Below are 4,928 nucleotides of genomic sequence, written 5' to 3' on the forward strand. Positions count from 1 at the left end.
TTCTTTTATTTTATTACATGAGAATGGATATTTTAAGAAAAAATAAAGGCTGTCGAGATTTTCTCGACAGCCTGAGCCGCTATGTTGAATAGCGGCTTTTTTATTATTGATGATAGTTCAATGCTTGGGCAAGATTGGTTTTAATATTAATGTTCGTAAAATCAATTCCAAGCTGTACAGCGGTTTGCGCAATTTCTGGTCTGATTCCAGACAATGTGGATCTGACACCGATTAAAGTAAGCGCCTCAATCAGTTTAAAGATTTGATGCGCCACCATTGTATCAACAACGACGACACCTGAAAGATCGATCAACAGATGCTCAACGCGTCTTTTCGCACATGCATTAAGCGTGTTCTCAAGAATAAACTTTGCCCGTTCAGTATCAATATCACCGACAAGCGGCAGCAGAGCTGTCGTTTTGCTCAGAGTAATGACAGGCGAGCTTAATTCCAGTATCATTTCTCTCTGGGCATTTAATTGCTGTTTTGCATTCGATTCAGCGTGATCGACGAATGTATAAATGGTAAAATCAAAAACTTTCACAATCAAATCGGCCCATTTTTGTTTCTCTCCCGGTCCAAATGCCGACTCGTTTTCTTCTGCGAACTTCTCATAATACTTCGTATATAATCTTCGGTTTCTCATAAACTCACGGATGACGTATTGCACCGGGGTATCAAGATGTTTTTGATCATTCGTCAGTTCAATAACCCATTGTTGAAATTCATCGAGAAATTGTTTTTCCGGTAAAACATACATGTAATTCAGATGCCGGTAGAACTCTCTGTCCTGCTCTTTCAGCTCCTCGGTTACAGTTGCATTATGTAAGGCATAAATCGAATTCGGATCGCTTTCCTCCATTGTGTCAATCCATTCCTCGGCCATTTGTTCTACATGCTCAGAAAAAAACGCAAATATTTTTTCATTCAGTTTCATCACACTGCTCCTTTCCCAACTTCTATTATAACTTGACTGACAGCTGAATCCCAGCCATACACGCTAGAGACATCCATTATTTTGAAAATTACTAATCCATTGGATTGTATCCTATTTTTTCAAAATGCTTCAAACGACTCTGTCCGAGCGGCTGCTTATTTCATATAATGTGAGATAACACCCTTGTATCCACTTGCAAGCATAAAAAAGGAGGGCTTTTTTATGAATGGTGAAATCCGCTTGATCCCGTATGTGACGAATGAGCAGATTATGGATGTGAACGAGCTTCCTGAGGGTATTAAAGTGATTAAGGCGCCAGAAGTGTGGGCAAAAGGGGTTAAAGGCAAAGACGTAAAAATTGCTGTATTGGACACCGGCTGCGATACGAGCCATCCCGATTTGAAAAACCAAATCATCGGCGGAAAGAATTTCACAGATGATGACGGCGGCAAGGAAGATGCCATTTCCGACTACAACGGACACGGCACACATGTTGCCGGAACGATTGCGGCTAACGATTCAAACGGCGGCATCGCCGGGGTTGCGCCTGAGGCAAGCCTTTTAATTGTAAAGGTGCTTGGCGGTGAAAACGGCAGCGGAAAGTACGAATGGATTATTAACGGCATTAACTATGCTGTTGAGCAAAAAGCTGATATCATCTCAATGTCCCTTGGCGGACCGAGCGATGTGCCTGAACTGGAGGAAGCGGTCAAAAACGCCGTCAAAAACGGAGTGTTAGTCGTTTGTGCTGCGGGAAATGAAGGTGACGGCGACGAACGCACAGAGGAGCTTTCCTATCCTGCTGCGTATAATGATGTAATTGCGGTTGGATCTGTTTCAGTAGCGCGTGAATCGTCAGAATTTTCAAACGCTAACAAAGAGATTGATCTTGTTGCACCTGGTGAAAACATTTTATCCACTCTTCCCAACAAGAAATACGGGAAGCTTACCGGCACTTCAATGGCTGCCCCTCATGTCAGCGGAGCGCTTGCTTTAATTAAAAGCTTTGAAGAAGAATCTTTTCAAAGAGAGCTTTCAGAATCTGAGCTTTATGCGCAGCTGATCCGCAGGACACTTCCGCTCGATATCGCAAAAACATTGGCGGGGAATGGATTCCTGTATTTAACCGCTCCTGATGAGCTGTCAGAGAAAGCAGAGCAGTCACATTTACTGACCCTATAATATTATTTTTCTCATATAATATATACCGTCATTTGTAAAAAAAATTTCAAAATCTTTGTTGACAATGAATTTGAATTGCTGTTAAGATTACCAACAAATGATTCAACTTTTCAAAAAATTAATAACATTTTCTCTTATCGAGAGTTGGGCGAGGGATTGGCCTTTTGACCCCAACAGCAACCGACCGTAATTCCATTGTGAAATGGGGCGCACTGATTTTCGCGCCGAGATTTATATCTCTTAAGGCACGGTGCTAATTCCATCAGATTGTTTCTGAGAGATGAGAGAGGCTGTATGTTTTGCAAAAAAGCCTCTTTCTCTCATGGGAAAGAGGCTTTTTAGTTGTGAGAAAACCTCTTAACAGCCTGTATCCGCGGGTCAACAAGAGTGTTTTACATATAAAGGAGGAGAAACAATGACAACAATCAAAACATCAAATTTAGGATTTCCAAGAATCGGACTGAACAGAGAATGGAAAAAATCACTTGAAGCGTATTGGAAAGGAAACAGCGATAAAGATACGTTTTTGAAGCAAATCGATGAATTATTCTTATCCGCAGTGAAAACGCAAATTGACCAGCAGATTGATGTTGTGCCTGTTTCTGATTTCACACAGTATGATCATGTTCTTGACACTGCGGTCAGTTTCAACTGGATCCCGCAACGCTTCAGACACCTGACTGACAGTACAGATACATACTTCGCCATCGCCCGCGGAATAAAAGACGCCGTATCAAGTGAAATGACAAAATGGTTTAATACAAACTACCATTACATCGTGCCTGAATATGACGAGAGCCTAGAGTTCCGCCTGACAAGAAACAAACAGCTTGAAGATTACCGACGAATCAAACAGGAGTACGGCGTTGAAACAAAACCTGTTATCGTCGGCCCTTATACGTTCGTCACGCTCGCAAAAGGCTACGAGCCATCTGAAGCAAAAGCAATTCAAAAACGTCTCGTGCCGTTATATGTACAGCTTTTAAAAGAGCTTGAAGAAGAAGGCGTAAAATGGGTTCAAATTGATGAACCTGCGCTTGTCACCGCTTCAGCTGAGGATGTACGCGGCGTAAAAGAGTTATTCGAGAGCATCACAAATGAGCTTTCTTCCTTGAATGTGCTTTTGCAAACGTATTTCGATTCTGTTGATGCTTATGAGGAGCTTATTTCTTATCCTGTACATGGCATCGGGCTTGATTTCGTTCATGATAAAGGCAGAAACCTGGAACAGCTTAAGACCCACGGCTTTCCGAAAGATAAAGTGCTGGCAGCCGGTGTCATAGACGGACGCAACATTTGGAAAGCGGATCTTGAAGAACGCCTGGATGCCGTGCTTCATATCCTCAGCATTGCACAGGTTGATGAATTGTGGATTCAGCCTTCCAGCAGCCTGCTTCATGTTCCGGTAGCGAAACACCCAGATGAGCATTTGGAACAGGATCTGCTGAACGGATTGTCCTACGCGAAAGAAAAACTGGCAGAGCTGACAGCTTTAAAAGAAGGCTTAGTGTCAGGCAAAGCCGCTATCAGTGAACAAATTCAGCAAGCGAAAGCGGACATCAAAGCGCTCAAACAATTTGCAACAGGAGCCCATTCTGAACAAAAGAAAGAGCTTGAACAATTAAGCGATAAAGACTTCAAGCGTCCGATTCCGTTTGAAGAACGCTTAGCCCTGCAAAATGAATCTCTCGGACTCCCGCTTTTGCCGACAACAACAATCGGAAGCTTCCCGCAGTCTGCTGAAGTACGCAGCGCACGCCAAAAATGGCGGAAAAACGAGTGGTCTGATGAACAATACCAAAACTTTATCAATGCGGAGACGAAAAGATGGATTGATATTCAGGAGGAATTGGATCTTGATGTTCTTGTTCACGGTGAATTCGAACGGACAGACATGGTTGAATACTTTGGTGAAAAGCTGGCCGGCTTCGCCTTTACGAAGTACGCCTGGGTTCAATCATACGGTTCACGCTGTGTACGCCCGCCGGTCATTTATGGAGATGTAGAGTTTATTGAACCGATGACAGTGAAAGATACTGTATACGCTCAATCGTTAACATCCAAGCATGTAAAAGGAATGCTGACAGGTCCTGTTACGATTTTAAATTGGTCTTTCCCTCGGAACGATATCTCGAGAAAAGAAATCGCGTTCCAAATCGGACTCGCCCTCCGCAAAGAAGTAAAAGCGCTTGAAGACGCGGGCATTCAAATCATTCAAGTCGATGAGCCAGCCCTGCGTGAAGGCCTTCCGTTAAAAACCCGTGATTGGGATGAGTATTTGACTTGGGCTGCCGAAGCATTCAGATTAACAACCTCTTCCGTGAAAAATGAAACACAAATTCATACACATATGTGCTACAGCAACTTCGAAGACATCGTCGATACGATCAATGATCTTGACGCTGATGTCATTACGATCGAACACAGCAGAAGCCACGGAGGATTTTTGGATTACTTAAAAGACCATCCGTATTTGAAAGGGCTCGGTCTTGGTGTTTATGACATTCACAGTCCCCGTGTCCCGTCAACTGAGGAAATGTACAACATTATCGTTGATGCGCTTGCCGTATGTCCGACTGACCGTTTCTGGGTAAATCCTGACTGCGGTTTAAAAACAAGACAGCAGGAAGAAACAGTCGCAGCCTTAAAAAATATGGTTGAAGCGGCGAAACAGGCAAGAGCTAAGCAGACACAGCTTGTATAATACGAAAACCATCTGCAAATGCAGATGGTCAGCTTGTAGAGAAAACGATGTTTTTTCTACAAGCTTTTTTTGTTTCTTTAGATGCTTATTGTATTTTAGATACAG

General features: G+C 43.0%; 3 protein-coding genes and 1 riboswitch. Of the genes, 2 read left to right on the forward strand and 1 reads right to left on the reverse strand.

The annotated features are described in order from the left end of the window. Nucleotides 1-103: 103 nt before the first annotated feature. Nucleotides 104-937, reverse strand: coding sequence for an RsbT co-antagonist RsbRB (rsbRB, locus tag MTN95_RS21410; RefSeq protein ID WP_044156176.1), 834 nt, complete (start codon nucleotides 935-937; stop codon nucleotides 104-106). A 222-nt stretch (nucleotides 938-1,159) separates the two neighbouring features. Between rsbRB and isp the strand changes: the two genes are divergently transcribed. Together isp and metE are read left to right on the forward strand one after the other, a co-directional pair. Beyond that, the gene (gene isp / locus MTN95_RS21415; protein ID WP_024121126.1) at nucleotides 1,160-2,119 is read left to right on the forward strand and encodes a serine protease Isp; all 960 of its coding nucleotides are present in this window, start codon (nucleotides 1,160-1,162) and stop codon (nucleotides 2,117-2,119) included. Between the two features lie 131 nt (nucleotides 2,120-2,250). Beyond that, a riboswitch (SAM riboswitch) is annotated at nucleotides 2,251-2,406 on the forward strand. A gap of 128 nt (nucleotides 2,407-2,534) precedes the next feature. Continuing rightward, on the forward strand, nucleotides 2,535-4,823 hold the full coding sequence (gene metE / locus MTN95_RS21420) for a 5-methyltetrahydropteroyltriglutamate--homocysteine S-methyltransferase (protein WP_248339940.1): 2,289 nt from the start codon (nucleotides 2,535-2,537) through the stop codon (nucleotides 4,821-4,823). The last annotated feature ends 105 nt before the right edge of the window (nucleotides 4,824-4,928 follow it).

The organism is Bacillus sp. 2CMS4F, from assembly GCF_023161785.1.
GTDB lineage: Bacteria > Bacillota > Bacilli > Bacillales > Bacillaceae > Bacillus > Bacillus halotolerans.

Coding starts and splice junctions, on each gene's coding strand:
- rsbRB (WP_044156176.1), bottom strand. CDS start 937: ATGAAACTGAATGAAAAAATATTTGCGTTTTTTTCTGAGCATGTAGAA.
- isp (WP_024121126.1), top strand. CDS start 1,160: ATGAATGGTGAAATCCGCTTGATCCCGTATGTGACGAATGAGCAGATT.
- metE (WP_248339940.1), top strand. CDS start 2,535: ATGACAACAATCAAAACATCAAATTTAGGATTTCCAAGAATCGGACTG.